This window comes from Arthrobacter sp. ISL-72 (genome assembly GCF_018613755.1).
Classification (GTDB): Bacteria; Actinomycetota; Actinomycetes; order Actinomycetales; family Micrococcaceae; genus Arthrobacter.
Map to the genome: position 1 here is coordinate 80,404 of NZ_JAGGPP010000016.1, position 26,867 is coordinate 107,270.

Annotated in this window: 29 protein-coding genes; 20 read left to right on the forward strand and 9 right to left on the reverse strand. The window is 66.2% G+C overall.

Annotated elements, in window-relative coordinates; genetic code table 11:
* The first annotated feature begins 298 nt into the window (after positions 1–298).
* Positions 299–676, forward strand: a complete 378-nt coding sequence (locus tag J7I92_RS15325; RefSeq protein WP_214841814.1) for a metalloregulator ArsR/SmtB family transcription factor — start codon at positions 299–301, stop codon at positions 674–676.
* A complete protein-coding gene (locus J7I92_RS15330) occupies positions 673–1,710 on the forward strand; it encodes a cation diffusion facilitator family transporter (RefSeq protein ID WP_214841815.1) in 1,038 nt (345 codons plus the stop codon). The genes J7I92_RS15325 and J7I92_RS15330 overlap by 4 nt, the downstream gene beginning before the upstream one ends.
* Here the strand turns inward: J7I92_RS15330 and J7I92_RS15335 are convergent.
* On the reverse strand, positions 1,691–2,674 hold the full coding sequence (locus J7I92_RS15335) for an arsenic resistance protein (protein WP_214841881.1): 984 nt from the start codon (positions 2,672–2,674) through the stop codon (positions 1,691–1,693). The two genes, J7I92_RS15330 and J7I92_RS15335, sit on opposite strands and share 20 nt — an antisense overlap.
* Positions 2,675–2,971: 297 nt before the next feature.
* On the opposite strand from J7I92_RS15335, the gene J7I92_RS15340 reads away from it, so the two are divergent.
* Positions 2,972–3,241, forward strand: coding sequence for a hypothetical protein (locus J7I92_RS15340; protein ID WP_311380386.1), 270 nt, complete (start codon positions 2,972–2,974; stop codon positions 3,239–3,241).
* Between the two features lie 152 nt (positions 3,242–3,393).
* On the opposite strand, the gene J7I92_RS15345 is transcribed toward J7I92_RS15340, so the two are convergent.
* Positions 3,394–4,530 (reverse strand): LCP family protein, encoded by a 1,137-nt coding sequence (locus tag J7I92_RS15345; RefSeq protein ID WP_214841816.1) that lies wholly within the window; start codon positions 4,528–4,530, stop codon positions 3,394–3,396.
* Between the two features lie 52 nt (positions 4,531–4,582).
* A complete protein-coding gene (locus J7I92_RS15350) occupies positions 4,583–5,191 on the reverse strand; it encodes a low molecular weight phosphatase family protein (RefSeq protein WP_214841818.1) in 609 nt (202 codons plus the stop codon).
* 333 nt (positions 5,192–5,524) lie between these two features.
* Here J7I92_RS15350 and efeO point away from each other — a divergent pair, with 333 nt between their 5' ends.
* The 8 genes from efeO to J7I92_RS15390 all read left to right on the forward strand — a co-directional run bounded on the left by efeO (position 5,525) and on the right by J7I92_RS15390 (position 13,642).
* Positions 5,525–6,709: an iron uptake system protein EfeO gene (gene efeO / locus J7I92_RS15355; RefSeq protein ID WP_214841820.1), complete on the forward strand. Its 1,185-nt coding sequence runs from the start codon at positions 5,525–5,527 to the stop codon at positions 6,707–6,709.
* Positions 6,706–8,067, forward strand: a complete 1,362-nt coding sequence (gene efeB / locus J7I92_RS15360) for an iron uptake transporter deferrochelatase/peroxidase subunit (protein ID WP_214841822.1) — start codon at positions 6,706–6,708, stop codon at positions 8,065–8,067. The genes efeO and efeB overlap by 4 nt, the downstream gene beginning before the upstream one ends.
* Entirely contained in the window at positions 8,064–8,717 is a 654-nt protein-coding gene (locus J7I92_RS15365) for a hypothetical protein (RefSeq protein ID WP_251039981.1), read from the forward strand. The genes efeB and J7I92_RS15365 overlap by 4 nt, the downstream gene beginning before the upstream one ends.
* A 246-nt stretch (positions 8,718–8,963) precedes the next feature.
* A complete protein-coding gene (locus J7I92_RS15370) occupies positions 8,964–9,551 on the forward strand; it encodes a hypothetical protein (protein ID WP_214841824.1) in 588 nt (195 codons plus the stop codon).
* 2 nt (positions 9,552–9,553) lie between these two features.
* Positions 9,554–9,835 carry a PqqD family protein gene (locus J7I92_RS15375; protein ID WP_214841826.1) on the forward strand — a complete coding sequence of 94 codons (282 nt, stop codon included), beginning with the start codon at positions 9,554–9,556 and terminating at the stop codon, positions 9,833–9,835.
* A 33-nt stretch (positions 9,836–9,868) separates the two neighbouring features.
* Positions 9,869–11,071, forward strand: a complete 1,203-nt coding sequence (locus J7I92_RS15380) for a hypothetical protein (RefSeq protein ID WP_251039982.1) — start codon at positions 9,869–9,871, stop codon at positions 11,069–11,071.
* A gap of 28 nt (positions 11,072–11,099) precedes the next feature.
* Positions 11,100–12,695 (forward strand): polysaccharide biosynthesis tyrosine autokinase, encoded by a 1,596-nt coding sequence (locus J7I92_RS15385; RefSeq protein ID WP_214841828.1) that lies wholly within the window; start codon positions 11,100–11,102, stop codon positions 12,693–12,695.
* 8 nt (positions 12,696–12,703) lie between these two features.
* Positions 12,704–13,642 (forward strand): nucleotidyltransferase family protein, encoded by a 939-nt coding sequence (locus J7I92_RS15390; protein WP_214841830.1) that lies wholly within the window; start codon positions 12,704–12,706, stop codon positions 13,640–13,642.
* Positions 13,643–13,700: 58 nt separating this feature from the next.
* Here the strand turns inward: J7I92_RS15390 and J7I92_RS15395 are convergent, their stop codons facing one another.
* Entirely contained in the window at positions 13,701–14,309 is a 609-nt protein-coding gene (locus tag J7I92_RS15395) for a hypothetical protein (RefSeq protein ID WP_214841832.1), read from the reverse strand.
* A 27-nt stretch (positions 14,310–14,336) separates the two neighbouring features.
* Positions 14,337–15,485, reverse strand: coding sequence for a zinc-dependent alcohol dehydrogenase (locus J7I92_RS15400; protein ID WP_214841834.1), 1,149 nt, complete (start codon positions 15,483–15,485; stop codon positions 14,337–14,339).
* A 243-nt stretch (positions 15,486–15,728) separates the two neighbouring features.
* Here J7I92_RS15400 and J7I92_RS15405 point away from each other — a divergent pair, with 243 nt between their 5' ends.
* Both J7I92_RS15405 and J7I92_RS15410 read left to right on the forward strand, forming a co-directional pair.
* Entirely contained in the window at positions 15,729–16,283 is a 555-nt protein-coding gene (locus J7I92_RS15405; RefSeq protein ID WP_251039983.1) for a DUF2243 domain-containing protein, read from the forward strand.
* 76 nt (positions 16,284–16,359) lie between these two features.
* The gene (locus J7I92_RS15410; protein WP_214841836.1) at positions 16,360–17,538 is read left to right on the forward strand and encodes a glutamate--cysteine ligase; all 1,179 of its coding nucleotides are present in this window, start codon (positions 16,360–16,362) and stop codon (positions 17,536–17,538) included.
* A gap of 54 nt (positions 17,539–17,592) precedes the next feature.
* Here J7I92_RS15410 and J7I92_RS15415 read toward each other — a convergent pair whose 3' ends face one another.
* Positions 17,593–18,339, reverse strand: a complete 747-nt coding sequence (locus J7I92_RS15415; protein WP_214841838.1) for an ABC transporter permease — start codon at positions 18,337–18,339, stop codon at positions 17,593–17,595.
* A 127-nt stretch (positions 18,340–18,466) separates the two neighbouring features.
* Here J7I92_RS15415 and paaA point away from each other — a divergent pair, with 127 nt between their 5' ends.
* From paaA to J7I92_RS15445, 6 genes are all read left to right on the forward strand, one after another.
* On the forward strand, positions 18,467–19,498 hold the full coding sequence (paaA, locus tag J7I92_RS15420) for a 1,2-phenylacetyl-CoA epoxidase subunit PaaA (RefSeq protein WP_214841840.1): 1,032 nt from the start codon (positions 18,467–18,469) through the stop codon (positions 19,496–19,498).
* A complete protein-coding gene (paaB, locus tag J7I92_RS15425) occupies positions 19,495–19,908 on the forward strand; it encodes a 1,2-phenylacetyl-CoA epoxidase subunit PaaB (protein WP_214841842.1) in 414 nt (137 codons plus the stop codon). Before paaA ends, paaB begins: the two co-directional genes overlap by 4 nt.
* Positions 19,905–20,825, forward strand: a complete 921-nt coding sequence (gene paaC, locus J7I92_RS15430) for a 1,2-phenylacetyl-CoA epoxidase subunit PaaC (RefSeq protein WP_214841843.1) — start codon at positions 19,905–19,907, stop codon at positions 20,823–20,825. The genes paaB and paaC overlap by 4 nt, the downstream gene beginning before the upstream one ends.
* The gene (gene paaD, locus J7I92_RS15435; RefSeq protein ID WP_311380388.1) at positions 20,822–21,361 is read left to right on the forward strand and encodes a 1,2-phenylacetyl-CoA epoxidase subunit PaaD; all 540 of its coding nucleotides are present in this window, start codon (positions 20,822–20,824) and stop codon (positions 21,359–21,361) included. Before paaC ends, paaD begins: the two co-directional genes overlap by 4 nt.
* A gap of 15 nt (positions 21,362–21,376) precedes the next feature.
* Positions 21,377–22,603, forward strand: a complete 1,227-nt coding sequence (paaE, locus tag J7I92_RS15440; RefSeq protein ID WP_214841844.1) for a 1,2-phenylacetyl-CoA epoxidase subunit PaaE — start codon at positions 21,377–21,379, stop codon at positions 22,601–22,603.
* Between the two features lie 102 nt (positions 22,604–22,705).
* Entirely contained in the window at positions 22,706–23,488 is a 783-nt protein-coding gene (locus tag J7I92_RS15445) for an enoyl-CoA hydratase/isomerase family protein (RefSeq protein ID WP_214841845.1), read from the forward strand.
* A gap of 26 nt (positions 23,489–23,514) precedes the next feature.
* Here the strand turns inward: J7I92_RS15445 and J7I92_RS15450 are convergent, their stop codons facing one another.
* On the reverse strand, positions 23,515–24,474 hold the full coding sequence (locus J7I92_RS15450) for a hypothetical protein (RefSeq protein WP_214841846.1): 960 nt from the start codon (positions 24,472–24,474) through the stop codon (positions 23,515–23,517).
* A gap of 179 nt (positions 24,475–24,653) precedes the next feature.
* Between J7I92_RS15450 and galU the strand changes: the two genes are divergently transcribed.
* Positions 24,654–25,547, forward strand: a complete 894-nt coding sequence (gene galU / locus J7I92_RS15455; RefSeq protein ID WP_214841847.1) for a UTP--glucose-1-phosphate uridylyltransferase GalU — start codon at positions 24,654–24,656, stop codon at positions 25,545–25,547.
* 6 nt (positions 25,548–25,553) lie between these two features.
* Here galU and J7I92_RS15460 read toward each other — a convergent pair whose 3' ends face one another.
* Together J7I92_RS15460 and J7I92_RS15465 are read right to left on the reverse strand one after the other, a co-directional pair.
* Positions 25,554–26,051, reverse strand: a complete 498-nt coding sequence (locus J7I92_RS15460; protein WP_311380389.1) for a VanZ family protein — start codon at positions 26,049–26,051, stop codon at positions 25,554–25,556.
* 136 nt (positions 26,052–26,187) lie between these two features.
* Complete coding sequence (locus J7I92_RS15465) at positions 26,188–26,790, reverse strand: peptidase (protein ID WP_214841848.1); 603 nt, start codon at positions 26,788–26,790, stop codon at positions 26,188–26,190.
* Positions 26,791–26,867 lie beyond the last annotated feature (77 nt).

Consider the following 26,867-nt stretch of genomic DNA (forward strand, 5'->3'; position numbering starts at 1 on the left):
CTGCCTCCGGCGCCGTCGGCCGCCACCCAAAGACAGGTAGCCACCACTCACGCCGGGGATGCGGGTGCTGAATATTCTTGAGGCATCGGTTGGCGGTCGAACCTCTGGGGGAACACCCGGCCGAGATCCTGGCCCGGACAGTGTTCCGGGCCGGACTGAGCTGGGCCGGCGGTGATAAGCCTTCTGAGACCGAGGCTTCCCCAGGCACCGCCGGCCCTTTAGCTCAGTCCCGTCCTCCCAGCGGTGGTTCCCAACCCTACAGTTTGCTGCGAAGTAGCCGCTATGAAAGTATCTGCGTATGAATGCAGATAGTAGTGCTTGCACTCTCGGCCCCGACAGCCAGTATGTCGAGCTTGCGGTTGAAGTCTTTGCGATGCTGGCGGACGCTACCCGGGTGCGGCTGATCCTGGCCCTTCGCCGCGGCGAACTTCCCGTCAACGCCCTTGCCGAGAAGACCGGGAAGTCGGCCGCCGCGGTGTCCCAGCATCTGGCCAAGATGCGGCTTGCCAGAATGGTCGCCACCCGCCAGGAGGGCACCAGGGTCTATTACCGGCTTCAGGACGGCCATGCCTGGCAGCTCGTTGCGGACGCCATTCACCAGGCTGAGCATGCCCTCGGCACTGCGCCCCACCACGGCCTTGCGCCTCACCCGATCCCCGGAGAGGCGCTGTCATGAGCCATCCCGTTCCTCCGGCCGGGCACGACGTGCATTCCCACCCGCATCCGCATGACCACGACCATGATCACGACCACGGTGACCACGGGCACGACCACCACCATGCCGCCGGATTCAAGGGGTGGCTTCACGAGCTGTTTGTACCGCACTCCCATGACTCAGCTGATTCAATCGACTCCGCGCTGGAAAGCAGTGCCCAGGGCATCCGGGCCGTCAAGATTTCCCTGCTGGGGCTCGGTGCCACGTCCATCTTCCAGCTGCTCATTGTCCTAATCAGCGGCTCCGTGGCGCTGCTGGCGGACACCGTCCACAACTTCTCGGATGCGCTGACGGCGGTGCCGCTCTGGATCGCCTTCCTGCTGGGACGCCGGCCGGCAACCCGCACCTATACGCACGGCTTCGGCCGGGCCGAGGACCTGGCGGGCCTCTTCATCGTCGCGATGATCGCACTCTCCGCAGTGGTTGCCGCCGTCGAATCCATCCGGCGCTTCTTCGAACCCCAGCCTGTCCAGAACCTGGGCTGGGTACTCGCCGCCGGGCTAGTGGGCTTTGCCGGAAATGAACTGGTTGCCGTGTACCGCATCAGGGTGGGCCGCAGGATCGGCTCAGCGGCGCTGGTGGCCGACGGAATCCATGCGCGTACTGACGGCTTCACGTCCCTGGCTGTCGTTGCCGGCGTTGTGGGCATCTGGCTTGGCTTCCCGTTGGCGGACCCCATCGTGGGGCTGCTCATTTCCGCGGCCATCGCGGTGCTCCTCTGGGGAACCGTCAGGGACATCGGCCGCCGCCTCATGGATGGCGTGGACCCTGCGCTCACCGACAAGCTCAACGCCCTGACAGAAGACGTGGCTCCCTCCGGAACCAGTGCGCGGCTCCGGTGGTCCGGCCATAAGCTCCATGTCGAAATCAGCGTGCCGGTTACCCCGGCAGGCAGCATGGGCGAGCTGGCCGAACTGAGCGGCCGGCTGGAACAGGCGGTGCGCCATGCCCTGCCCAACGTCGGAGCGGTGACAGTTATACCGCGGTTCGGCTAGGAACAAGGCGCGGCAGGAACCGCACGTAGGCCACCATGCCCAGCAGCTCCACGAGCGTCTGGGTGACCACCACGAGTGCGGCCAGCGCCAGCGGTTCGGGAAGCGCCAGGGCCAGCGGGAGGACCACCAGCGAATTGCGGGTGGCGCCGCTGAACACCACGGCGAGGGTGGCCGGGGGATCCAGGCCGGCAGTTCTGGCGGCGAGGAGGCCCAGGGGTGCCATCACCAGCAGGAACGCGGCGTAGAGCGGCACCACCGCCAGCAGCGATCCCAGTTCCTGGCGTACGCCCACGATCTGGGAACCCACCACTACCGCCAGTGTTGCCATCATCAGCGGAACCATCAGGGCCTGCATGGCTGCCATGACCCGCTGGCCCAGCCAAGGCTGGCCCAATGCGCCCCGCCGGGCAAGCCTTCCCCGCCGGGCAAGCCGCTGCGTCAGCGCGGCCAGGGCCAGCGGGACAACGATGAGCCCCACCAGGGCCTGGACGAACGGTGCCGGGTCGATCGCGGACACCAGCCCCGGCCCCACGAACACCAACAAATAGAGGGGCAGCAGGAGCATCTGGGCGAGCATCAGCACCGGCGCCGCGGCGAGTAGCCTGTCGCTGGCACCGCCTGCCAGGCCGGTGAACACCATCACGTAGTCGATGCACGGCGTCAGGAGCACCAGCAGCACACCCACCAGGAGGTCCCGGTCTTCGGTAATGAACCGGCTGAGCCCGAACACCACCAGCGGCACCACCGCGAAGTTGAGCACCAGCACCGTGGCCATGAACCGCACGTCGCGCGCAGCCTGCCCCAGCGACGCGAACGGGATTCCCAGGAACGTGGCGTAGAGCAGAAGGCCCAGAACAGGATTGATGGCGAGTTCCAGGGCGCCGGCCGTGCCGGGTGCCAGGAAGCCCGCGGCGCTACCGGCGATGATGGCGGCCAGATACAGGCCGATCTGGTGGCGTTCCATCCACGCCACGAACGTCCTGATCCTCACCGATCCATCGTAGGCGACCGCCCGCGCGGAGGCCGCGGAACGCAATACCCCATGACCGGACCGGGCTCAACAGCCCGCGCCGTTCATAACGCCGCTCTCTCCGGATGTGACGCAGGGTGTTGCGTACGTCACATTCTGCACATAGGCTGACTTGCGGTCGCAGCGTCGCGGCCATGCATTGAATAGGGGAAACACTTGAACGACAAACTCAGGGTTTTAGTTCGGCTCGATCTCGATTGTGGAGAAGCAGAAGTAGCAGCACAGGGTCATGTGACCGCCCAGAGCATCCAGGCTTTGTATGTGGTTGTGAAGAGGGCCAACCACCTGAAAGAAGGACTCCGCCTGGTGGTGGATGTCAGCCACGCACGTGTTGAACCGGCTGCAATGGAGCAGCTGCAGGCATGTTCGAAGTCCCACCACCTGCCGGCGTCGATTGACCCCCTCCAGTCGGAGTGCAACATCAGCGTCCTGGCTCCCGCCCATCCGGGTACGGAGGCAGGAGCCAAGGTGAAGCGCCGGGCCATGAGCCTGGCCGCCTAAGCGCCACAAGCCGCTGCCCGCACCAGCGGACAGCGGCATCCAATCACTGTCGTCCACCAAACGCCTCCGGGCGGAACTTAAACATGTTGCTCCACGAACCAGCTGTGTAGGCACCTAATCGCCTGCAGTTATCGTTCCGTGTTCCATCCTGGTCAGTTCCCGCCCTGAAAACCGTTCGCCGCCACGTAGTCCGCCAGCGTCCCGTTGGCGAGTGCTGCGGAGATGGCGCCTACCACCGCGGGATTCTGCAGGATGATCGACTGCCCGGTGGTGCTGAAGCTGAAGCCGGCGTCGGGCATCCGGAAGAAGATCGCATCCTCAGGCCCCACATCGCGGAGGCTGAAGCCCAGCCGCACCATGGCCTCCGGGCTAAGGGCAGGGTCCACCAGTGTGCGCGGCCGGACGGCGTTGACCACGTTCATCACCGTGGAGGGGTTGGTGAGTGTCCCGGTGCTCATGAACTTGCTGATCACGGCTTTAAGGAAGGCCTGCTGGTTGCGGACGCGCTGGTAGTCGCCGTCGATAAATGCGTAGCGCTCACGGACGAACTGCAGCGCCTCGGCACCGGAGATGTGGTTGACGCCGGGCGGGAAATAATGCCCGGAGTCAGTGTTGGACGTGAAGGGAACTGTGACATCCAGGTCCACCCCGCCCAGCGCGTCGGTGGCATCCCAGAACCCTTTGAAGTCCACCAGGACCGTGTGGTCGATGTGGGTGTTGAACAGGGTTTCCACCGTCCGCGTCATCAGCGGAACGCCGCCCAGTTCCAGTCCCGCATTGATCTTGCCCTGTCCGTAACCGGGGATGTCCACCCACGTGTCGCGCAGGATGGAGATGCCATAGATCTTCTGCCGGTCCGCCGGGATGTGGATCAGCATCAGCACGTCAGCGCGCTGGTCGGCCCGGCTTCCCGCGGCGGCCTGGGCTTCCTCGGCGCGGAAATCGCCGCGGCTGTCGCTGCCCATCAGCAGGACATTCAGCGCAACGGGCGGCGGTTCCGGCGCCGGCGGCGGAGCGGGTGCCGGGGCGGGTGCGGGGGTCGACGTCGACGGTGCCGCGGTGGCACCTTCCGCCGTCGCGGCTCCGCTGGCGGTGGGGGTGGGCGGTGCGCCGCCGCGTCCCACTTGCGAGAAGGCGTACATGGTGCTGCCCAAAGCGATCGCCAGGACCAGGGCCAGGACCGCTTTGAGCCAGGTGGGCTGCTGGCGCAACCAGGCTGGAAGCCATGCGAAATTCCCCCACGGCGGCTTGTCTGCAGCCGCTCCTTTCGGTTCAGACTGGTTGTCCATACACGAAAGGTACTCCTGCCGGCGCAAGAAAGAACGACGGCGGGCCCCGAAGTTATGAAGGCGTGTTGAGCCGGGAATACCGCAGGATAGTGAGGATCGCGGGGGCCAGTTCGTCTTCCATCTGGCGGTACACGTCGGCGCTCCGTTTGTACGGGTCGATCACTTCGTTGTCGGAGCTGTCCGCTGCCAGGGCGAGGTGGCGGACGGAGGCGAGGCGGGCCGGCAGGCCCCGCCACAGCGTGCCGGCGTCGTCCGCCTTGCCGTTCGATTCAACTGCGCTGTCACGTTTCTCAAGGGCCTCCAGCATCCGTGCGAACTCCCGGATGGTGAACGTGCGCTTGAGCAGCGAGGCGTCCAGCTGCAGCACTTCGCCGCGGTGCTGGGACGTCATGGTCAGCACGATGTCCGTGCCGCGGAGGATCTTCGGGTTCAGCTGCCGGGCGGCGAAATCCTGGTCCGTGCCGCCGTACATGCGCACAATGTCCGCGGAGAGCGGCTGGATGGGGTGGCCCACCATGGCGCGGGTGCCGGCGCTGCGGACTTCGAAGCCGCCGGGCAGGACCTGGTCCAAGCCGGCCTGCAGCAGGCGTTCGGCCACGGGGGAGCGGCAGATGTTCCCCGTGCAGACTGTGAGGATCCGTACGGGCGTTGGCAATTCCACGTTGAGGGGCTCTTTCCGGGTGGCTGTCAGATCGGGCTGATCCCTGACGTTCAAGTTAACACGAAGACGAGTGCGAGTTGGCCCAACGTCGGGGTGAGTCACCGGACGGCTCTCAGCTTTAGAAGCTATCTGCACTGGGGTTGGACGAGGGAGGCAACCCAAACCGGTGGAGTAATTTTCGTCCGGAATTAGGACATGAATCTTTTCGCTAATCCGATTCTCCGTGTAGAGTCCGTTGCTTAGGTGAGCCTAAGGATTCCCCCAAGTGCCGGCCGCTCCCCATCTCCACGTGACACCCCTTCGCACCCCCAATAACGCACCCAAGGAATCTACATGCCTGGTTTGACCCTGCCCAGAATCGGCAGAAACGCCGGTTCCCGTCTCGCCGTCGCGGCGGTCGCAGCCATCCTGACGCTGGCGTCCTGCACTGCTAACGCCAAAGCCCCCGGTGCCGCGGACGGACCCATCCAGGTGAGCAGCTCCGCCACGGAATGCAAGGTGTCCACCGGAAGCAAGCCAAGCGGCAACCTGACGTTCGCCGTCAAGAACGATGGCATTGAAGTGACCGAGTTCTACTTGCTGGCCGAGGACGGCCTGCGCATCATCGGAGAAGTCGAGAACATCGGCCCCGGCATTGCTCGCAACCTGGTTGTCACGGCCGATGCCGGCAAGTACTTCACGGCCTGCAAGCCCGGCATGCAGGGCGACGGCATCCGCGCAGCTTTCGAAGTCACTGAATCCGGGACCAACCCGAGTGTGGATGCCGACCTCCAGAAGCTCCTGGACACCGGATCCCGGCAGTACGTTTCCTACGTGAAGGACCAGACGGAGCAGTTGATCACGGGCACCAAGGCGTTCGCGGCGGCTTTCGAAGCCGGTGATGCCGCCAAGGCCAGGGAACTCTACGCCTCGACCCGCATGCACTGGGAAAGGATTGAACCAGTGGCGGAGTCCTTCGGGGACCTTGACCCGAAGCTGGATGCCCGCGAAGCCGACCTTGAGCCGGGCCAGGAGTGGACAGGCTGGCACCGCGCCGAAAAGGACCTGTTCCCGCCGGCCGGCTACACGGGCATGACTGACGCCGAGCGCAGCGCAATCGCCAAGCAGTTGGTTGCCAACACCGAAGATCTCGTGCAGCGTACCCGCACCGTGGAACTGACTCCTGACAAGCTAGGCAACGGCGCCAAGGAACTCCTTGACGAGGTGGCCACCGGCAAGGTCACGGGCGAAGAAGAAATCTGGTCCCACACCGATCTCTGGGACTTCCAGGCCAATGTAGACGGCGCCAGGATCGCCTACGAAAGCCTGAAGCCGGCACTCCTGCAGAAGGACTCCGAACTTGCCAAGTCCCTCGACGAGAAGTTCGCGGCCCTGCAGACCGAGCTGAAGAAGCATGCCAAAGGCGACGGCTTCGCCTACTACACCGAGCTCAGCCAGGACCAGGTCCAGCAGCTCGCGGCCTTGGTGGATTCCTTGGGCGAACCGCTGTCCAAGCTGACCTCGGCCGTCGTGCTGTGAGCGGCTGCCCTTACGGCGGCAGCCACGAACTCCCCGCCGAAAACCCCGCCAATCCGCCGCAAGCCAATGCGGCCGGCGTCGACCGTCCGCGGCTGTCCCGCCGCGGGCTGTTCGGCCTTGCCGGAGTGGGCGGCGCGGGGGCGGTAGCGGGAATCGCCGCCGGCCTGCTCGGCCACGATGCTCTAGCGGCCGATGCAGCGCCGCCGGCATCCAGCGATACAGCGGTGCCGTTCTTCGGCGACCGGCAGTCCGGCATCATCACCCCTGCGCAGGACCGCCTCCACATGGCCGCCTTCGACGTCACCACCGACAACCGCGAAGCGCTCATTCAACTGCTCAAGGACTGGACGGCTGCGGCGGCAGCCATGACGGCGGGCCGCACCACAGGCGATACCGGCGCCGTCGACGGCCCCTATGACGCACCTCCGGAAGACACAGGCGAGGCACTTGACCTCGACGCCGGTCGCCTCACCCTGACGTTCGGCTTCGGGGCCACACTGTTCGAAAAGGATGGAAAGGCCCGTTTTGGCCTTCAGGACCGGCGGCCGGACGCGCTGATCGACCTGCCCCACTTCCCCGGTGACGCTCTGGAAGCTGGACGCTCAGGCGGCGACATCGTCGTGCAGGCCTGCGCCGACGATCCCCAAGTGGCCGTGCACGCCATCCGCAACCTGGCACGCATCGCCTTCGGCAAAGCCCGCGTCCGATGGTCCCAGCTAGGATTCGGCCGCACGTCCTCGACGTCCCGTGCCCAGCAGACACCGCGCAACCTCTTTGGATTCAAGGACGGCACCAACAACCTCAAGGCCGAGGACACCGCCCTCCTCAATGACCACGTCTGGGTCGGCTCCGGATCCGGTCCGGGCGAGGCTTGGATGTCGGGCGGCAGCTACCTGGTGGCGCGGCGCATACGTATGCACATCGAGATCTGGGACCGCACATCGCTCGGGGAGCAGGAAGGCCTGATCGGGCGTACCAAGGGCGAAGGGGCGCCATTGTCCGGCGGCAGCGAATTTACGGTCCCGAACTTCGCTATCCAGGGCAAGGACGGCGAACCACTGATAGGGATGGACTCACACCTGCGGCTAGCCCATGCCGACCACAACGACGGCGTGCGGATGCTCCGCCGCGGCTACAACTACACCGACGGTTCGGACGGACTCGGACACCTGGACGCCGGACTGTTCTTCATCGCCTACGTCAAAGACCCCCGGACCCACTACGTACCCATGCAAATGTCCATGGCCAAAGAAGACGTCCTGGCTCTGGAGTACCTCAAACACACCGGGTCGGGCCTGTTCGCGGTGCCGCCTGGCATCAAGCAAGGCGGCTACATCGGCGAAGGACTCTTCGCATGAGCCGGGCCGTCGTCGATCCCGGCGGCGGCACGGGCAGCACAGGGCTGACAAGGCCTGCGACGGCTGACCCGCAGCCCCACGGCGATGGGACGCCGGAGGCGCCGAGGCCAGGACGCGGAAGGTACGTCGCGCTGGCGGCCCTTTGCCTGCTTGGCTGGGCAGGTTCCCTGGCCGTGGGCATGAGCGTGGACTACGGCGTAGATATGCACCGCGTGGGACTCGCCTGCCATATCCTGGCCCTGGTCCTGTCCTTCGGGGCCATTCTGGTCGTCGACTGGGTGGGTTTCCTCTGGCTTCTGGGCAAACGCGACCTACATGACACGCGCCGACTCGAAACCGCCGCCCAGCCCCTCATCTGGGGTGGCCTTGCCGTCCTCCTGATCTCCGGCGCTCTGATCAAACCGGATGTCAGCAATCCGCTCACCCAGATCAAGCTGCTCTGCGTGCTGCTCCTCATGCTCAATGGCATCGCCCTTGCCCCCACCATGAAGCGCCTCCATGCCCTGCCCGCCGGCACACACTTCACCGCTGTCGCCAAGAGCCTGAGGCGCCGGCTCCTGATCGCCCTCTGCATCTCCCAAGGCTGCTGGTGGACCAGCATCCTCGTCGGCCTGCTCAACAGCACACTGCGCCGCTGGGCAGGCGACTAGCAGCACCGTGGAGGACAACAACGTCTGCGAGGTCGCACGCGCTCACAGCCTGGGCTGGACGGGTCAGACTAATTGCGACTTCGGAAACTGACAACTGCATGCGAAGCAAACCTTGAGCGAATCTTGCAAAACGGTTGCAGGAACCTTAAGTGTCGTTGTGGAGAGTAGGCGGAGCCGGTGCAGAACCGGCCACAGAACACGTCCGGCCCGGAAGGTCCGGCACAGCCGAAATCCAAGGGGGCGCAATTGTCCGAGGTTATGAACGCAGAGGTCACGAACAGCGAAGAGGGCGGTTTCAGCCGCCGCAGGGTTGTTAAGGGAGTGGCCTGGTCGGTGCCCGTAATCGTCACAGCCATCGCGGCGCCTGCCGCGGCGGCATCGGGTATCAGCGCGACTGCCACGGTTGTAGGCGCCGGCTCAGCGGTGGCCTTTGTCTCCTCCGGAGGTACCGGTGCCGGAACAAACCGCACCGGCACAGGTCCCACGGCGTTCCAGATCCATAACGCCGGGAGTGCCATTACCGGCACCATCACCGGCACCGTCAGCATTACTCCGGTGGGCACGGTGCTGGCCGGAATCGGCATCCAGTCGGTTGCGCCGGCGGCGCTGGCGTCGTCGTCGTACACCGCAAGCCATGCTTACAGCGCGACTTTCACCTATACCGCAGGGATTGCCGCCGGCCAGGCGCTGAACTTCCCGATCCAGTTCCAATACGAAGCCGTGAACCCGGCACCCAAGAAGGGCACCGGGTATTCCTTCTCGCTGACCATTACCCTGACGCTGCCTGACGCCACCACCCGCTCGCTGGCCGCCAACCCGACAATCACCTTCTAGCCATGGTCTGGAAACGTGGCGGTCTTGTGGCAGAAGTACGGACAGAATCGGCGGGCAGGGTGGCGCTGCTTCACCTGGATGCGACCCAGCCTGTGGTCCTGGACGGGACAGCCGCAGCCATCTGGGAGCTGATTGACGGGCGCCGCGACCAGTCGGACGTCATCGCCGAACTGGAAGCGACCTTCGAGGACGCCGCCGGGCAGCTGGCGCACCAGGTGGACGGCTTCCTCGCAGGCCTTGAAGCGCAACATCTGATCGAAGCGTCGGGTAGCTCCGAGCAATAAGCAGCACTAACCGGCATCGACTAGGGGGAAGTCATGAGTGGTGGGGATCCGGAGGGCGACTGGGACGCTCTCCATCTCGAGGAATTGTTGAGCGTTGGGGATCTGCTCTGCCTGGAGATCCTGGGCACGCAGTTCGCCATCCGTTGGGGCAGTTCAGTGACAGCGGAGCAGCAGCAGCACATGCGCTCGGCCTGGGCGCGCTGTGCCGGCAGCGGTGCACCTGCCATCCCGCCGCTGCCCAAGCAGCCCACCGAGTCCGAGCCGTTCTCCGCCTCCGTCGCGTATTTGTCACAGACGTACGACGGCGGCACGCTGGCACTGCAAGCCGCCTCGTTTGAGGAGCTGGCTGAGAACCTTACCTCCCGGCTCACCGTCGCGGCCATCCTGGAGAACGCCGGCGAGCTCATGATGCTGCACGCGTGCGGAGTGGCGTCTCGGGAGACGGGAGCCGTGGCGGCGCTCGTGGCCAAGTCCGGCACCGGAAAAACGACCGCAGCCTCGGTGCTGGCCCAGACCTACGGGTATGTCTCGGACGAAACCGTGGCAATCGGGCCGGACGGTTCGGTGGTTCCCTACCCCAAGCCGCTGTCCGTGAATCAGGAGCCGGGGGAACCCAAGCGCCAGGTGGGCCCGGACGAGCTGGGCCTCCAGCCGGCACCGCCCAAGCCGTTCCTGCAGTCGATCGTGCTCCTGGACAGGGTTGAGGCGGACTACCCGGCAGCCCCCGTCCTCCGCCAGCTGCCCCTGGCGGACGCATTGCTGGCGCTCATCCCGGATTCCTCCTCGCAGGCTGAAGTCGATGAGCCGCTGCAGTCGCTGTGCCGCCTGATCGACTTCGTCGGAGGAGTATGGCAGGTCACCTATTCCGAGGCCGCGGACCTGCCGGAGGCGCTGGAACCGCTGTTCCGGAAGCGCCGCCGTTCCCGGCCGAGGTGGGCGGCACCGGAGATGGAAACCCAGGCCGGCCCCATCCCGAACGGCTGGTTACGGCGGGTCCAGCCGAAGGATGCCGTGATTGTCGACGGCGATCTGCTGGTGATGCTGGACACGGAGATCGTGCGGCTGAGCGGGATCGGCCCGGCCCTCTGGGAGGCCGCCGCCACCGCTGTCCCGCTGGATGAACTGGCAGAAAAAGTAGGCGACGTGCACGGCCGGACGGAGGGTTACCAGGCCGCCGTCGGGGTGGCCGTGGAGCAGCTCATCGCGAAATCAATCTTGGAACCGGGCGGCGAGTAGCCGCCAACGAAGTGTGGAAGGAACCACCATGAGCGTCACCACTGCGGCCGGCGGAGAAGCACCCGCGGGCCTGGACCTGGCCGACTACCTGCGGGTGGTCCGGGTGTACTGGAAAGCGATCATCGCCTTCACCCTGCTGGCCACGCTGACGGCGTTCGGCTGGACGGTGCTGCAGCCGAAGATCTACTCCTCCGATTCCAGCGGCATTGTGGTGACGCCGGGCTCCGACAACGTGAGCCTTTCACTGGCCGGTGACAGCCTGGCCAAGGCGAAGGTCAAGAACTACGAGTCCGTGGCCAAGTCCCGGCTGGTGGCCGACCGGGTCATCGCCTCCCTCGGCCTGAAGACGACGGCGGACGCGCTGCTTGGCACCATCAGCGTGAAGGTTCCGCTGGACACCGCCGAGATCCGCGTGACCGCCCAGTCGCCTGATCCTGCGACGGCCCAGCGCGTGGCAGACGCCTGGGTCAACGGCCTGGCTGCCCAGGTGGAAGCGATCGAAACAGCGACCCCCGCCGGTTCGGCAGGAACAGCCGCCGTAACGCCCGACGCCGGAACTTCCGCCGGATCCTCCGCCGTCGCTGACGCCCCGGCAGCGGTTCCTTCCGCGGTCAGGGTCCTCCCGCTGGGCAAGGCCGTGCTTCCCACCAGCCCGGTTTCCCCCAACGTCAAGCTCACCCTGGCCCTCGGGGCACTCGTGGGCCTGGCCCTCGGAGTGGCCTACGCGCTGGTCCGCAGGCACCTGGACCGCCGCATCCGCAACGCCGGAGAAATCGAGCGCCTCTTCGAGGTCCCCGTGATCGGCACCCTCCCAGTCGACCACCGCCTGGACGGCAGGAGCACCGTCCTGGAGGCCGGAGCGTCCGTGCAGCTCCACGACGCAGCCGCCGGCAGCGCGATGGCCGAGGCCCTCCGGGAACTGCGGACCAACCTCAGCTTCCTTGACGTGGACCAGCCGCCGCGGATCATCGTGGTTACCAGCTCCCTGCAGGCGGAAGGCAAGTCCACTGTGACGGCCAACCTGGCGGTCACCATGGCGGCCGCGGGAGAGAACGTCGTAGTGGTCGACGGCGACCTCCGCCGGCCCACACTGGTGGACGTGTTCAACCTGGTTCCGGGAGTCGGGGTCACCGACGTGCTGACCGGCACCGCTGAACTGGAGGACGTCCTCCAGCCGTGGGGTGCCCTGCCCAACCTGTCCGTGCTCGGCTCCGGCCGCATTCCGCCGAACCCCAGCGAGCTGCTGGGCTCGCGGGCCATGAAGAACATGCTCAACGCACTGGCCCAGAATGCAACGGTCCTGATTGATGCCCCGCCGCTGCTTCCGGTCACGGACGCCGCCGTGCTGTCCCGCGTTGCTGACGGAGCCATCGTGGTGATCCGCACGGGCAAGACCACCCAGGAGCAGCTGGAACAGTCCCTGGGCAACCTGGAAAAGGTCAAGGGCCGCATCCTGGGAGCCGTCCTCAACTACGTGCCCACCAGCGGATCCGACGCCTCCTCGTACTACGGGACCTACACGTCGGCGCCGGAATCGATCTCAGTGCCCGACCCCGCAGCAGTACCCGACCCCGCAGCCCTGCCGGAACCCGCGCTCGCCGGCGGCCGCCGGGTCCGGGAGTAGGTGCCGCCATGCAGAAGCCGGCCGATGAAACGCAGCTGAGCATTCCCGAAGCCGTGCTCCTGGGCCATGCCCTGGTGGCACGGGTGGCGGACAGCCTGGGCATCCGGGCGTTCTTCATCAAGGGGCCGGCGAGTGTGATCCAGGGGCTCCGCCTGCCGAAGATTTCCACCGACGTGGATGTCCTGGTGTCACCGGCGGACCTTGGCCTGCTGCTCGCGAGCCTGCACGAACGTGGTTGGCGTGAACGCACGGCCGACGCGGACGTCAGCGTGTTCCCCAAACATTCGGTCACGGTGAATCATCCGTCCTGGCCGTGCCACATCGACATCCATTTCCGGTTTCCGGGAATGGAAAGGGACCCGGCTCGTTCCTTCGAAGCCATGTGGGCACGCACGGAAACCCTCGAACTTGCAGGGCAGGAGGTGCGGATTCCGTCGAAGGCGCTGGGAATCGCACTTCTTGCCCTGCATGCCCTCCGGGCCCCCCACCTGCAGGCCTCCCGTCAGGAACTCACGTTCCTGAGCGATCTGACGGAACGGGATTCGCTTACGGCCACCCTTGTGGAGATCGCGGAGGCCACGGACGCACTGGCCGCGCTGCGGCCGTTCCTCGAGGAACTGGTGACGGGTACGACGACGGTGCTGCCGCCGTCGTTCGAGTGGCCGGTGCCGTCCACGGAGTGGCGGAACCGCCTGTTCACCAGGGAACCGGGCAGCGCACGGATTATTGCCCTCCTGCAGGCACCGCTGCGGGACAGGCCGCGGATGCTTCGCAGTGCGCTGCTCCCGCCGGACACCGTCTATCTGTCACAGGACCCCTACGCCGACCTGTCTCCAAAGGGCCGGCTCCGGGCCTACACCGCGAGGTGGGCGCGGTTCCTGCGCTCGGCCCCGCGGCTGGTGAAGGACCTGGCTGCCCACCGGAAGAGCCGCCAAGCAGGCGGCTGACCGCCGTCGGGCTTCACACGGCTAAACCTCACGCCGTCGGACCTCGCGCCGTCGGGCGTCACTTCCGCCTGGGCGCGGGCCGCCGTAACGCCCTCACCGTCAGCGCCCTCACGGCAGCCACGGCACCCAGTCCCGCCAGTACCCACGGTCCGGCCACCAGGACCGGATCGATCCACTGGTGGCTGACGTCGGCGCGCCGTTTGCCCGCCCGGGAGCGGAAGCCGTGGCGGGTGAACTCGCTGAGCACCCCGGTTTCCGTCAGGGGGTTGTCCGGGTGCAGGGTGGCCAGGGAACGCAGGTGGTGTTCCCAGGCGTCCACCCGGTCGGCGGCGATCAGCAGCAGCCAGTGTGCGGCACGTGCCTCGCTGTACTTCTTATAGGCGTACTTCCGGATGGCCCCCGAGGCGCCCTTCGGCGGCGTCGAGGTTCCGAAAACCGGCGGCAAAATCGCATGCTCAATGGAGCGTTCCCGGGGCCACTTCTCCTGCTGGCGCTCCGGGAAATCCCAGTGCGCGCCGGTCTCGATGCCCGGGTGCTCGCGCGGGAAGGAGGGCCGGTCCTTCGGATCGAGGTCCGCGCCCCAGCCCGGAATACGCGCCATCAGGGCCGCTGCGGATTCCTTGGGCATGGGCTTGCCCGCCGTGTAAGGCGATGCTGGCTCAGTCATGGTGCTCTTCCCTTCAGTCAGCGGTCTTCAGTCTGCGGTGGAGATGATGAGCGGCTTGATGCAGCCATCCAGCTTTGCGGAGAACATGTGGTACCCCTCGGCGATATGCTCCAGCGGGACGTGGTGGGTCACGATGTCGCTGGGCTTGAGGTACCCGTTCCGGATGTGTTCAAAGAGCCGCGGCCACTGCCGTTTCACCGGACACTGGTTCATCCGCAGCGTCAGGCCCTTGTTCACGGCGTCGCCGAACTTCACAGCGGTGAAAATCGGCCCGTAGGCGCCCACCACGGACACCGTTCCGCCTTTGCGGACGGAATCGATCGCCCAGTTCAGGGCCACCGGCGATCCGCCCTGCAGCTTCAGTTTCGTCGCGGTCACGTGCTGGAGGAAGTTTCCGTCCGCTTCGGCGCCCACCGCGTCAATCACGACGTCGGCGCCCAGGTAGTCGGTGGCTTTCTTCAGGTGCACCACGATGTCGCCGTACTCGGCGAAGTTGTACGTCTCGGCATGGGCAAAGGTCCGGGCCTTCTCGAGCCGGTACTCCAGATGGTCGATCACGATCACCCGGCCGGCCCCCATCAGCCAGGCGGATTTCGCGGCGAACAGGCCCACCGGGCCGGCCCCGAACACCACCACGGTGTCGCCTTCCACGATGTCGCCGAGCTGCGCGCCGAAGTAGCCGGTGGGCAGGGCGTCGGTGAGCAGCACGGCGTCCACTTCGTCCATCCAGTCCGGGATCTTTGACGGCCCCACGTCCGCAAAGGGGACCCGGACGTATTCGGCCTGGCCGCCGTCGTACCCTCCGCAGGTGTGGGAGTAGCCGTAGATGCCGCCCACCGCCGTCGCATTCGGGTTCACGTTGTGGCAGTTCGAGAACAGGCCGCGGGAGCAGAAGTAGCAGGACCCGCAGTACACGTTGAACGGGACCATCACGCGGTCGCCCACCGCCAGGTTCTGAACCGAGGAGCCCACGTCGTGGACCACGCCCACGAACTCGTGTCCGAACGTCATCCCCACCCGGGTGTCGGGCATCATGCCGTGGTAGAGGTGCAGATCGGAGCCGCAGATCGCCGCCGTGGTGACGCGCACAATGGCGTCGTTCGGGTGCTCGATGGGCGGGATGTCTTTTTCTTCGACCCGGATTTTGTACGGGCCGCGGTAAACCATTGCACGCATGCTTGCCGCCTTTGGAAGCTGGCCGGCGGTGCTGCGGGTCCGCTAAAAACGGGAACCCAACCCCGCTGCTTGAGGTTCCACCGCGTTGCTCAAGGCTTCCACCTGAGGCAGGCAAGGTCAAGGGTCTGCCGCTGGTTAAGCCGCCGGTGCCGTCCAGGGCGCTTAGGGATTCCGACGGCGGGTAAGGAACAGGGTAGGAGGTCCACCGGACGAAGCTGCACTAAACGAAAGGGGAGCGGAACATTGCCACGGAAAAGCTACACCTCGCCGGCCACTCCGCCAGCGGCCGCCCCGGCCGTCGCCCCGGCCGCTGCGCCGGCCTTTGTGTTCGGGATGGGCATCGGCGGCTTTGTGGACGGCATCGTCCTGCACCAGCTGCTGCAGTGGCACCATATGCTGAGCCGCACGGAAAGCGGCGACACCAAAACCGTGGCCGGCCTTGAACTGAACACCCTGGCGGACGGTCTGTTCCACAGCGCCATGTGGGTCCTGGTACTCGCGGCGGCCGTCCTCACCGTGCGAGCACGCCGGCAGGGACGGCTGTCCCCGCGCTGGAATTTCCACGCCGGATTGGTCCTGTGCGGCTGGGGTGTCTTCAACGTCGTCGAAGGTCTGGTCAACCACCAGCTGCTCGGAATCCACCATGTGCGGGACGATCTGGGCGGTCCGCCGGGATGGGATCTCGCATTCCTGGGCCTGAGCCTGGTGCTCATCGCGGCCGGGTGGTCTCTGTACCGCACCGGCAAAACGCTGGAAATAGCAGCACCGGTGGCGCAAGCTGATAAGCAGGCTGATTAGATTCCGCAGCCGGGAACGGCGCCGCAACCGCTGACCTGCCTTTGGGACGCGCTTACGCCGGGGGAGGACGACGACCATGAACAGGTCAGGAACGGAACGCACCAGGGGCGCTACCGCCAGCACCGACTGGCGTCCGCGGACGTTCGGCATCGAGGAGGAGCTGCTCCTTGTCAGTCCCGCCACGGGGGAGGCCGTTCCCAGTGCCGGCGAAGTCCTCGGGGGATACAAGCGGCCGGCGGACCCGGCCTCCGTGCCCGTGCTGACGGCCGAGTTCCAGCAGGAGATGATCGAGGTGGTCACCCCGCCGCATTCCACGATGGCCGGGCTGGAAGCGGACATCGTTGCGGGACGGGCCATCGCCGACGCCGCCGCCCGGGACGTGGGGGTCCGCGCCGCTGCCCTGGCCACCTCCCCGCTTCCCTGCGATCCGCATCCGGTCAGGCTCCGGCGCTTCGCGGCCATGGCTGAGGAGTACGGGCTGACAGCCAGGGAGCAGCTCACGTGCGGCTGCCACATCCACGTTTCCGTGAACTCGCCGGAAGAGGCCGTGGGCGTCCTGGACCGGGTCCGCGTCTGGCTGCCGGTGCTGAGCGCACTGAGTGCCAACTCGCCGTTCTGGCACGGGCGGGACAGTGGCTACGCCAGCTACCGGTCGCAGGTCTGGAGCAGGTGGCCCTCCGCGGGGCCACTGGACATCCTCGGTTCTCCGGAGGCCTACCACCAGCTGGTGCATGACATGGTGAGCACCGGCGTCGTTATGGATGAGGGCATGGTGTACTTCGATGCCCGGCTGTCCCGGCACTATCCAACGGTGGAAATGCGGATAGCGGACGTCTGCCTTCGACCGGAGAACACCGTGCTCCTGGCGGGCATCGCGCGGGCGCTGGTGGAGACGGCGGCGAGGGAGTGGCAGGAAGGCGTGCCGCCGGTGGACGTACCGGCCGCCCTGCTGCGGCTGGCGAGCTGGAAGGCGGGACGCTGGGGGCTCCGGGGTGAGCTGCTGGACCCGGTCAGCCACCGGCCGGTGCCTGCCGTGGAAGTGGTGAACGCGCTCCTCCATCACATCAGGTACGCCCTGGACGACGCCGGGGACCTGCGGCGGACCGAAGAGCTGACCGACCAGCTGCTGTCCGCCGGCACCGGTGCCACGCGGCAGCTGGAAGTCCTCCACCGCACCGGGGGCCTTGAGGACGTGGTTGCCGACGCCGTCAACTGCACGGTGTGGGTCCCGGCGCCCGCCGGCGAGGCGGGCTAGCGCCAGCGCGACGCCGTCCGGCCACCGGCCATCGGCGCTTCGGCGACCGCGAGCTTAGAGCGGTTCGGGGCGCACCCGGACGGCACCAAGGGAGCGAATGAGTGCGACGGCGGTGATGGAGCCGGCCGCCATGATGGATGCCAGGACCACCACCTGGAACCGGCCCGCCTCAAGCGGCGATGCACCGCCGAAGATGGCGCCCACGAACGCGCCGGGAAGGGTGACCAGGCCGGTGGTTTTGGTCTGGTCGGTGCTGGGGATCAGGGCGCTGTGCACCGACTGGCGGGCCTGCATGAGGGTGGCCCTGCGCGCGGTTGCCCCCAGCGCCAGCCATCCTTCCACCTGGTCCCACTGCTCGCGGACGGCTTCGAAGAAGCGGCGCCCGGCAAGGACGGCGATGCTCATGCTGTTGCCGATCACGATGCCGCCGATGGCCAGGACGTAGCGCGGACTGAACTCGATGGCCCCGGTGCCGAACACCACGGCGAGCGTCACACAGATGCCGGCGGCCATGGTGGCGGCCACCGCGCCGAACCGCTGCCAGGACCAGACCAGCCGACGCGCTGCCGTTACGGTGGCCACGGTGAACATCACCAGCAGCGCCAGTCCAACCCAGACCGGGTCGGTGATGATGCCGCCCAGCACCAGGCTGATGAGCGCCAGCTGGACGGCACCGCGAAGGATCGCCGCGGCCGGTGCCAGGAACTGCGGCGTACGCGAACCCCAGAGTGCTGCCACGGTGAGGAGGATCAGGATGGCGAGGGCCGCGAAGGTGGGTGCCTGGGCGGCGAGGAAGGCCATGACGCCAGCTTAGGGCCTTCCCATCCCACTCGCGGATAACCCTGCGCACGCTTGACGCATCTCGCGGCTTCCGCATATCCTGAACGAACGGTCGGTAATTATTTATCGGATATGCATAGGAGCAACCATGGCATCGCAGACCCTCCAGTCAGTGCCCGCTGAGCCGGTACCCGAACGGGACGCAGGCAGCGCCGAAGAGGCAGCCCGGCTCGAGGCGGAAGGTCAGGCGTATTTTGACCGCGTCATGGCGCAGGACTCGCGCATCGAGCCCCGAGACTGGATGCCGGCTGCCTACCGCAAGACCCTCATCCGGCAGATCTCGCAGCACGCGCACTCGGAAATCATCGGCATGCAGCCGGAGGCCAACTGGATTTCGCGCGCCCCCAGCCTGAAGCGCAAGGCCATCCTGATGGCCAAGGTCCAGGACGAGGCCGGCCACGGCCTGTACCTGTACTCGGCGGCCGAGACCCTGGGCCAGACCCGCGACCGGATGATGCAGGACCTGATGGACGGCAAGGCCAAGTACTCCTCCATCTTCAACTACCCCGCCCGCACCTGGGCGGACATGGGTGCCATCGGCTGGATGGTGGACGGCGCCGCCATCGCCAACCAGGTGCCGCTGTGCCGCGCCTCCTACGGCCCCTATGGCCGGGCGATGGTCCGGGTCTGCAAGGAAGAATCCTTCCACCAGCGCCAGGGCTTCGAGATCCTGCTGGAACTCTCCCACGGCACCCCCGAGCAGAAGCAGATGGCCCAGGAGGCCGTGAACCGCTGGTATGCCCCGGCCCTGATGATGTTCGGCCCGCCGGATGACGATTCACCCAACTCCAAGCAGTCCATGGCCTGGAACATCAAGCGGTTCAGCAACGACGAACTGCGGAGCCGCTTCGTCGGCATGATGATGGAGCAGGTCAAGGTCCTGGAGCTCACCCTCCCGGACAAGGACATCCGTTTCAACGAAGGGACCAAGAAGTGGGAGTACGGTCCGCTGGACTGGGACGAGTTCCACGAGGTCCTGAAGGGCCGCGGCCCCTGCAACGCCCAGCGCCTGGAACGGCGCAGGCAGGCGCACGACGACGGCGCCTGGGTCCGCGAGGCAGCCGCGGCGTATGCGGACAAACAAATTCGTAAGCAAGCAGAGAAGGAATACGCAGCATGAGCCCCCACGGCAACCCCGAAGCCCCGGCCAGCTCCGCTGCCGAAGTAGCCACCGAAGCGGCAAAGGTCCCCGCCGGCCCGGCCACTCCCGCGGCGGCGGCAGCCGAGGCGAAGGCCGAAGCAACGGACCGCAACGTCTGGCCCATCTGGGAGGTTTTTGTCCGCTCCAGCCGCGGCCTGTCCCACGTGCACGCCGGATCCCTGCACGCGCCGGACGCCGCCATGGCGCTGCGCAACGCCCGCGATCTGTACACGCGCCGCAACGAGGGGGTGTCCATCTGGGTTGTTCCGGCGGACGCCATTGCCTCCAGCGACCCGGACGCCAAGGGCGCCTTCTTCGAATCGCCGCAGGGCAAGGACTACCGGCACGCCACGTACTACACCAAGAGCGAAGGAGTGAAGCACCTGTGAGCACTCCCGAGACCAAAGAAGCACACACCGAAGGCCACGGGGACATCTCCGTCGGCGTCAGCGGTGCCGGCGCCAGCGGCGACGGTTCGGCCAGCGCCACCCGCATCACGCCGGGCAACGCGCTCCGGCCGGAGGACATCGCGCTCCAGGTCAGCCGCGGCACGGCGAAGCCCAGCGAGGACGCCGCGGAGTTTGCCCTGCGCCTGGGCGACGACGCCCTGGTCCTGGCCCAGCGCCTGGGCCACTGGATCTCCCGCGCCCCGGAGCTGGAGGAGGACGTGGCCCTGGGCAACATCGCCCTGGACCAGCTGGGGCATGCGCGCTCCTTCCTGAGCTACGCCGGCGGACTGAACGGCAAGAGCGAGGACGATCTTGCCTACTTCCGCGGTGAGGAGGAGTTCCGCTCGCTTGAGCTGTTCGAGCAGCCCAACGGGGACTTCGCCGTCACCATCGCCCGGCAGTTCGTGGTGAGCTACTACCAGTTCGAGCTCTACCGCCGGCTCACCGAATCCACGGACTCCACCCTGGCCGGCATCGCCGCCAAGGCCGTCAAGGAAGTGGACTACCACCGGGACCACAGCGCCCAGTGGGTGCTGCGCCTGGCCCTCGGCACGGACGAGTCCCGGCAGCGGATCATCCACGGCTTCAAGGTCATCTGGCCCTACGTTGACGAGCTGTTCCGCGACGACGAACTCACCGGCCGCCTCGCGGAGTCCGGCGCCGGCGTCGAGCCTTCCAGCCTGCGCGCGGACTTTGACCGGCTTACCGGCGAGGTCCTGGCCGAGGCGGAGCTTGAGGTTCCGCAGGTTCCGGCCGCGGGCGGCGGCGGACGCCAGGGCAAGCACTCCGAGCACCTGGGCTACCTGCTGGCCGAGATGCAGGTCCTGGCCCGCCAGTTCCCCGGAGCGAGCTGGTGACTGCCGTGGTGGAGCATGTGACGGAACAGCAGAAGGCCTGGGACCTGGCCGCCACGGTGTGCGATCCGGAGATCCCGGTGCTCACCATTGCGGACCTGGGCATCCTCCGGGACGTGCAGGTGACAGAGGAGAAGAACGACGACGGCGGCACGGCGCCCGCCGTCCACGTCACCATCACGCCCACCTACTCGGGCTGCCCGGCGATGGACGCCATCCGCGACGACCTCAACGCGGCCTTCGCCAAGGAGGGCTACCCGGCCGTGCACGTTGACCTGGTGCTCTCGCCGGCCTGGACCACGGACTGGATGACCGAGTCCGGCAAGGCCAAGCTGGAGGAGTACGGCATCGCGCCGCCGTCGGGCCACTCGAATGCACTCCGCCATGCCGGCCCCGTCCGGCTGAGCCTGGCCGTCAAATGCCCGCAGTGTTCATCGCTGAACACCAAGGAACTCACCCGCTTCGGTTCCACCTCCTGCAAGGCGCTGTACGTCTGCCAGGACTGCAAGGAACCGTTCGACTATTTCAAAGTTTTGTAAGGAACAGGTGCTCCCATGACTGTTGTCCGCCAGACCGCCGCCGAGCAGGCGGCAGCCACCGGCCGCCGTCGTGCGTCCTTCCACACGCTGGCCGTGGATGAAGTCCGCCGGCTTACGGACGATGCCATCGAGGTGACGTTCGCCGTCCCCGCGGAGCTGGCCGGCCAGTACGACTACCTGCCGGGCCAGTACGTTGCCCTGCGCACCACCATGCCGGATGAGAACGGTGTGCCGCACGAGGTGCGCCGCAGCTACTCCATCTGCGCGGAGCCGAGGAGCTTCGCGGACGGCACCAGCGAGATCCGGGTGGCCGTCAAGAAGGACTTGGGCGGGCTGTTTTCCACGTGGGCGAACGCCGAATTGAAGGCGGGGGACACCCTGGATGTGATGAGCCCCATGGGCGCGTTCGTCTCCAAGCACGGCCGGGACGGCAATCTCGTTGACCAGAACATCATGAACTCCATGAACCATCCCGAGGAGCTGGCGGGGGAGCCGGGGAACTTCGTGGCCATCGCCGCAGGGTCCGGCATCACCCCGGTGATCGCCATCGCCCGCACGCTGCTTGCCGCTCACCCGGAGACCCGCTTCGACCTGATCTACGCCAACAAGGCCGCCATGGACGTGATGTTCCTGGAGGAGCTGGCGGACCTGAAGGACAAGTACCCGTCGCGCCTGGCCCTGCACCACGTTCTGTCCCGCGAGCAGCGCATCGCGCCGCTGCTGAGCGGAAGGATCGACGCCGAGAAGCTCCAGGCGCTGCTGGGCACCGCCATCCATGCGGACGACGTGGACGAGTGGTTCCTGTGCGGGCCGTTCGAGCTGGTGCAGCTGTGCCGGGACACCCTGGCGGCCCGCGGCGTGAAGCCCGAGCACATCCGCTTCGAGCTGTTCACCTCGGGCAAGCCGGACCGCCCCGAGGGCAATATCGGCCGGCCGGTGGTTACCGACGAATCCCAGGACACGTACAAGATCACGTTCAAGCTGGACGGCCTCGAGGGCAACGTGGCCAGCCCCACACATGCCCGCGAATCCATCCTCAACGCCGCCCTGCGCGTGCGCCCGGACGTTCCCTTCGCGTGTGCCGGGGGAGTGTGCGGGACCTGCCGGGCCAAGGTGGTCACGGGCAAGGTGACCATGGACGAAAACTACGCCCTGGAGCAGGATGAACTGGACAAGGGCTACGTGCTCACCTGCCAGTCCCACCCCACCACCGAGGAAGTCACCGTCGACTTCGACGTCTAAGCATCACTACCAAAAACTAGAACTGGGCCCACGCCCGCAGGGTTCCCTGGCCGAGCTTGCGAGGTTAGGGTGCGGGTGGGGACGGCCACGAACAGGAGCCCCATGATCTCCCTCTCCATCGCCAGCGGCATCGCCGAGGTTGTGCTGGACGCACCGCAGAAGCTGAACTCGCTGGACGAGCAGGCGCTCAAGGATTTAACCCAGGCGTACGACGACGCCGCTGCCGCCGCCTCGCGCGGGGAGGTGCGGGCGCTGCTGCTCAGGGGAGAGGGACGGGCCTTCTGCGCGGGCCGGGACATTGCGGGCGTGACACCTGAGACGGATGACGTCCAGGGGTACCTGGGCGGCCTGGTGCAGCCGCTGCTGCAGAAGATGAGCTCCTTCCCAGCTCCCACGTTCGCGGCGGCGCACGGCGCCTGCCTGGGCGTGGGGCTTGGCCTTCTCCTGGCCACGGACGTGGTGTACGTGGCGGAGGACGCCAAGTTCGGCTCCCCGTTCGCAAAGCTGGGCGCCACGCTGGACTCCGGCGGGCACTGGTACTTCACCGAGCGGCTGGGCATGCACCGGACGCTGGACCTGATCTACACGGCCGAGCTGATGACCGGTGCCGAGGCCGTGGCGCAGGGAATGTTCAGCCGGGCCATGCCGGCTTCTGAGCTGCTTGAGTCCACCCGCGTTATTGTGGGGCGGGTGGCCTCGGGCGCCACGGGGGCGTTCACCGCCAGCAAGGAGCTGGTGGCGCACATCCGCGACCAGCGGCTGGGGCTGTGGGCGTCCATGGAAGAGGAGAACGCCGAGCAGGCCCGGCTGTGCAAGTCCCAGGACTACGCGGAGGGCTTCAAGGCATTTCAGGAGAAGCGCACTCCGGTGTTCAAGGGCCTTTAGCCGCGGCGCCTGACCCGCGACGGCGGCTAACCTGCGGCACCTGCCGCGGGGTCGTCCTTCATGGTGACGCTGTCCGACAGATCCGACCAAAGCTCCAGTTCTGTCGGCAGGTTGGCGGGGCAGGCAAGGGTGAGTTCCATCAGGCCGTCTGCGGCGGGCATGGAGCGCACCGCGATCCGGTACACCAAGTCCACGTCGCTCCTGTTCTTGAAACGAAGTTCGGCTTCCTGGAGTTCGATCCCGTGGCCATCGGGGTTCCGCAGCTTGGTGTAGTGCGAGTCGGCGTCGGTCACCACAGTTACGGCCGAGCCAGCGGACGCTTTGACCCCTTCAATCTCGGACTGCATTGTGGCCATGGTGGCTATTTCATCGGTGAGGGCTTCGGTGGGCGGCAGGATTGCCTGGTGGGTGGTGAAGAGGCAGGGGTTGTCACTGCTGCGGTACTGGATGGTGCCACCCTTGGCGTCTGACACGGTCCAGCCGTCCGGGATTGCGGTGGACCAGACCGGCGGCGCCGTGAAGTCGGCCTCCTCGAAGAGGTAGATGGCCTCGTCCATGGGTGCTGCCGAAGAGTCGTCGGTCGTGGCCTCCTCGGCTTCCGCTGACTGCGAGCTGCCAGCTGTCTCCGAGCTCGCGGCGGTCTCCGTAGGGGCCGGGACAACTTCCCGAGCTTTGGCTGATCCGATGCCGCCCAGGACCATCACACCAGCCACTGCCAGTACTGCCGCGCCGCCCACGCCGCCGGCAACCCATCCCCAGACGGGGATGCCGCGCTTCGGCGGGGTCTGGCCGTACTGTGCTGGGTCGGGCTGGCTGTATTGTCCGGGCTCGCCGTACGGCTGCTGGCCGAAGTTGTACTGGTCGGCCCGCGGGGGATAGGGTGGCTGCTCGAAACCCTGCTGGCCCTGGTGGTTTTGCTGGCTTGGCTGTTGCCATCCGTTGTGCTCTGGCTGCTGCGGTACGCCGGGCTGTTGGTCGTTGCTCATGATGTCCCCCAATGTGTTCGTGAAAGCTGCAACCAGCAGTATTTCCGAAAAGAGGAAACCCCGCGATGGGTAGGAGTGCCCATGCGTTCCGGGGCGGTGCCTTTCGAAACCGTCGAAACCTGCGTCGAAATCTTGGACCGCGATTGCCAGTTTCCTCCAACGATTTGTATGGTTCAGCTATGACTTTGGGGAAAACCGTTAAAAAGGCCGTCATTCCTGCTGCCGGATTGGGAACTCGTTTCCTGCCCGCTACCAAGGCAATGCCGAAGGAAATGCTGCCCGTTGTGGACCAGCCGGCAATTCAGTACGTGGTGGAGGAAGCCGTCAAGGCTGGCCTTACGGATCTGCTGATGATCACCGGCCGCCAGAAACGGGCCCTGGAGGACCACTTTGACCGGGCCCCCTACCTGGAGCAGACGCTGGAGCGGAAGGGCGACCAAGATAAGCTGGAGGCCGTCCAGCATGCGTCCAACCTGGCGCCGCTGCACTACCTGCGCCAGGGCGATCCCAAGGGCCTGGGCCACGCGGTGTTGTGTGCCCGCCAGCACGTGGGGGACGAGCCGTTTGCAGTCCTGCTGGGCGATGACCTCATCGACGAGCGTGACGAGCTACTTAGCACCATGATCGATGTGCAGGCCAAGACCGGCGGCTCAGTGATTGCGCTCATCGAGGTGGACCCGTCGCAGATTAGCGCTTACGGCTGCGCGGACATCACCCCGGTCGACGGCGAGAACTTCTTCCATGTGAACCGACTGGTGGAGAAGCCTTCCGTGGAGGAGGCGCCGTCCAACCTGGCCGTTATCGGCCGCTACGTTCTGCACCCGGCCGTCTTCGACGTCTTGGAGAAGACGGAACCTGGACGCGGTGGGGAGATTCAGCTGACGGATGCACTGCAGATTCTGGCCAAAACGGAGGGCGATGGGGGCGGCGTGTACGGTGTCGTGTTCCGCGGGCGCCGATACGACACCGGTGACAAGTTCAGCTACATCAAGGCGGTCATTTCCCTAGCCTCGGAGCGGGTGGACTTCGGTGAAGACCTGAAGGCGTGGATGAAGGAATTCGTCAACGACTGATTGCTTTCACAATCCCTCGGCGGACGGGCTCGATGCTGAAAAGCGTTGGGCCCGCCTCTTTTTAAGGAATCGAAGGAATTTTCCGGCCAAAAGGCATCCTATGACTGCACCGGCAGTGTTTGTGACAAGATCCAACGGGCTTGCGAAGCGGTCGTGAAGAAACAGGGCCTGGCCCAGTTCCATGCAACTCGACACCAGCAAGCCGAATGCTGAGACCTGCCACCACTGTTTCCGCGGGAAGGCAAGGAAAGCGACAATTCCTAAAGGGACAAACATCGCCACGTTGGCAGAAGCTTCAACGAAACTGTAGTTGACCCACGGTGGCAGTCCCCGCCAGTGGAGGAAAAATAAAGTAGCTGCCAGCTGGCCTTGCACGGGTTTGTCCACGGGGCTCGGCCAGAAACCCACGATAGCTAGGAACGCCATCATCAGTGCAAGCACTGCCCGCCATACGTCGGGCTTGTGTAGGAGCATCATGGGACCTGTCAGCGTGGTCTGCGTCAATATTTTCCCCCTTGGCTCTTATGACTACCACAAGCACCCGGATCCCTTGTAAGAATTCCCCGTTAAATGCAGAAGGTGGGTGGCTCTCCGGTTTCCCGGGAGCGCACCCACCTTCTTTGGTGCTTGTTACTTAGCCTTAGGCTGCGGCCTCAGCCTTGGCGCGGCGGCGAACCACAACTACCGAGGTTGCGCCGGCAGCCAGTGCGCCTGCGCCCACCAGCGACCAGAGAAGCAGGCTTGCGTCTGCGCCGGTCTCGGCAAGGCCACCATTGTTGTTAGCCAGCGGGGCGCCACCGGTGCCAGCAGCCGAAGCCTCGACGGTCACCGTTGCGCTGTAGGTCCTGCCGGACGTGGCTCCGGTCGCCGTCACCGTGTAAGTCCCGGCTTCGCTGATGCTAAGCGGGAAAGCGAAGCTACCGTCCGATGCTGCGGTGGTGGAGAAGCTCTGCGGCGCCAGCGGCAGGGTGATTTTGACCGGTACCGCCAGGCTGGGGCCGGCGGCAGTGCCGGTGCCGGCAGCAGACGGCGCCCCGACCGGGGTAACGGTGATGGTGATCGGTTCGTTGTTGAAGAAGGCAGCTGCGCGCCCCCGGAAGGTGAATGTCTCGCCCGGGCCGGGCGAGGCATTGTCTACCGCAGCCACTGCGGCAGGTGCCGGGTACTGGGCTGCGACGGCCGGAACGGCGCCGATGAGTGCGATGGAACCTGCAAGTGCTAGTGCTGCCAGTGATTTCTTCATGAGTCCCCCTGAGACCGTAATACGATTTGTCACGTGATTTGGTGGAGATTTCCGATCCCTCGAGTGACCGTAGGTTG

Excerpts from the sequence above, each read along its gene's own strand:
- J7I92_RS15375 (WP_214841826.1), top strand. The coding sequence starts at position 9,554 with ATGGTCTGGAAACGTGGCGGTCTTGTGGCAGAAGTACGGACAGAATCG.
- efeO (WP_214841820.1), top strand. The coding sequence starts at position 5,525 with ATGCCTGGTTTGACCCTGCCCAGAATCGGCAGAAACGCCGGTTCCCGT.
- J7I92_RS15390 (WP_214841830.1), top strand. The coding sequence starts at position 12,704 with ATGCAGAAGCCGGCCGATGAAACGCAGCTGAGCATTCCCGAAGCCGTG.
- J7I92_RS15445 (WP_214841845.1), top strand. The coding sequence starts at position 22,706 with ATGATCTCCCTCTCCATCGCCAGCGGCATCGCCGAGGTTGTGCTGGAC.
- galU (WP_214841847.1), top strand. The coding sequence starts at position 24,654 with ATGACTTTGGGGAAAACCGTTAAAAAGGCCGTCATTCCTGCTGCCGGA.
- paaA (WP_214841840.1), top strand. The coding sequence starts at position 18,467 with ATGGCATCGCAGACCCTCCAGTCAGTGCCCGCTGAGCCGGTACCCGAA.
- J7I92_RS15465 (WP_214841848.1), bottom strand. The coding sequence starts at position 26,790 with ATGAAGAAATCACTGGCAGCACTAGCACTTGCAGGTTCCATCGCACTC.
- paaE (WP_214841844.1), top strand. The coding sequence starts at position 21,377 with ATGACTGTTGTCCGCCAGACCGCCGCCGAGCAGGCGGCAGCCACCGGC.
- J7I92_RS15330 (WP_214841815.1), top strand. The coding sequence starts at position 673 with ATGAGCCATCCCGTTCCTCCGGCCGGGCACGACGTGCATTCCCACCCG.
- paaB (WP_214841842.1), top strand. The coding sequence starts at position 19,495 with ATGAGCCCCCACGGCAACCCCGAAGCCCCGGCCAGCTCCGCTGCCGAA.
- J7I92_RS15385 (WP_214841828.1), top strand. The coding sequence starts at position 11,100 with ATGAGCGTCACCACTGCGGCCGGCGGAGAAGCACCCGCGGGCCTGGAC.
- J7I92_RS15345 (WP_214841816.1), bottom strand. The coding sequence starts at position 4,530 with ATGGACAACCAGTCTGAACCGAAAGGAGCGGCTGCAGACAAGCCGCCG.
- J7I92_RS15395 (WP_214841832.1), bottom strand. The coding sequence starts at position 14,309 with ATGACTGAGCCAGCATCGCCTTACACGGCGGGCAAGCCCATGCCCAAG.
- J7I92_RS15335 (WP_214841881.1), bottom strand. The coding sequence starts at position 2,674 with ATGGAACGCCACCAGATCGGCCTGTATCTGGCCGCCATCATCGCCGGT.
- J7I92_RS15325 (WP_214841814.1), top strand. The coding sequence starts at position 299 with ATGAATGCAGATAGTAGTGCTTGCACTCTCGGCCCCGACAGCCAGTAT.
- J7I92_RS15365 (WP_251039981.1), top strand. The coding sequence starts at position 8,064 with ATGAGCCGGGCCGTCGTCGATCCCGGCGGCGGCACGGGCAGCACAGGG.
- J7I92_RS15380 (WP_251039982.1), top strand. The coding sequence starts at position 9,869 with ATGAGTGGTGGGGATCCGGAGGGCGACTGGGACGCTCTCCATCTCGAG.
- J7I92_RS15415 (WP_214841838.1), bottom strand. The coding sequence starts at position 18,339 with ATGGCCTTCCTCGCCGCCCAGGCACCCACCTTCGCGGCCCTCGCCATC.
- J7I92_RS15450 (WP_214841846.1), bottom strand. The coding sequence starts at position 24,474 with ATGAGCAACGACCAACAGCCCGGCGTACCGCAGCAGCCAGAGCACAAC.
- J7I92_RS15410 (WP_214841836.1), top strand. The coding sequence starts at position 16,360 with ATGAACAGGTCAGGAACGGAACGCACCAGGGGCGCTACCGCCAGCACC.
- J7I92_RS15400 (WP_214841834.1), bottom strand. The coding sequence starts at position 15,485 with ATGCGTGCAATGGTTTACCGCGGCCCGTACAAAATCCGGGTCGAAGAA.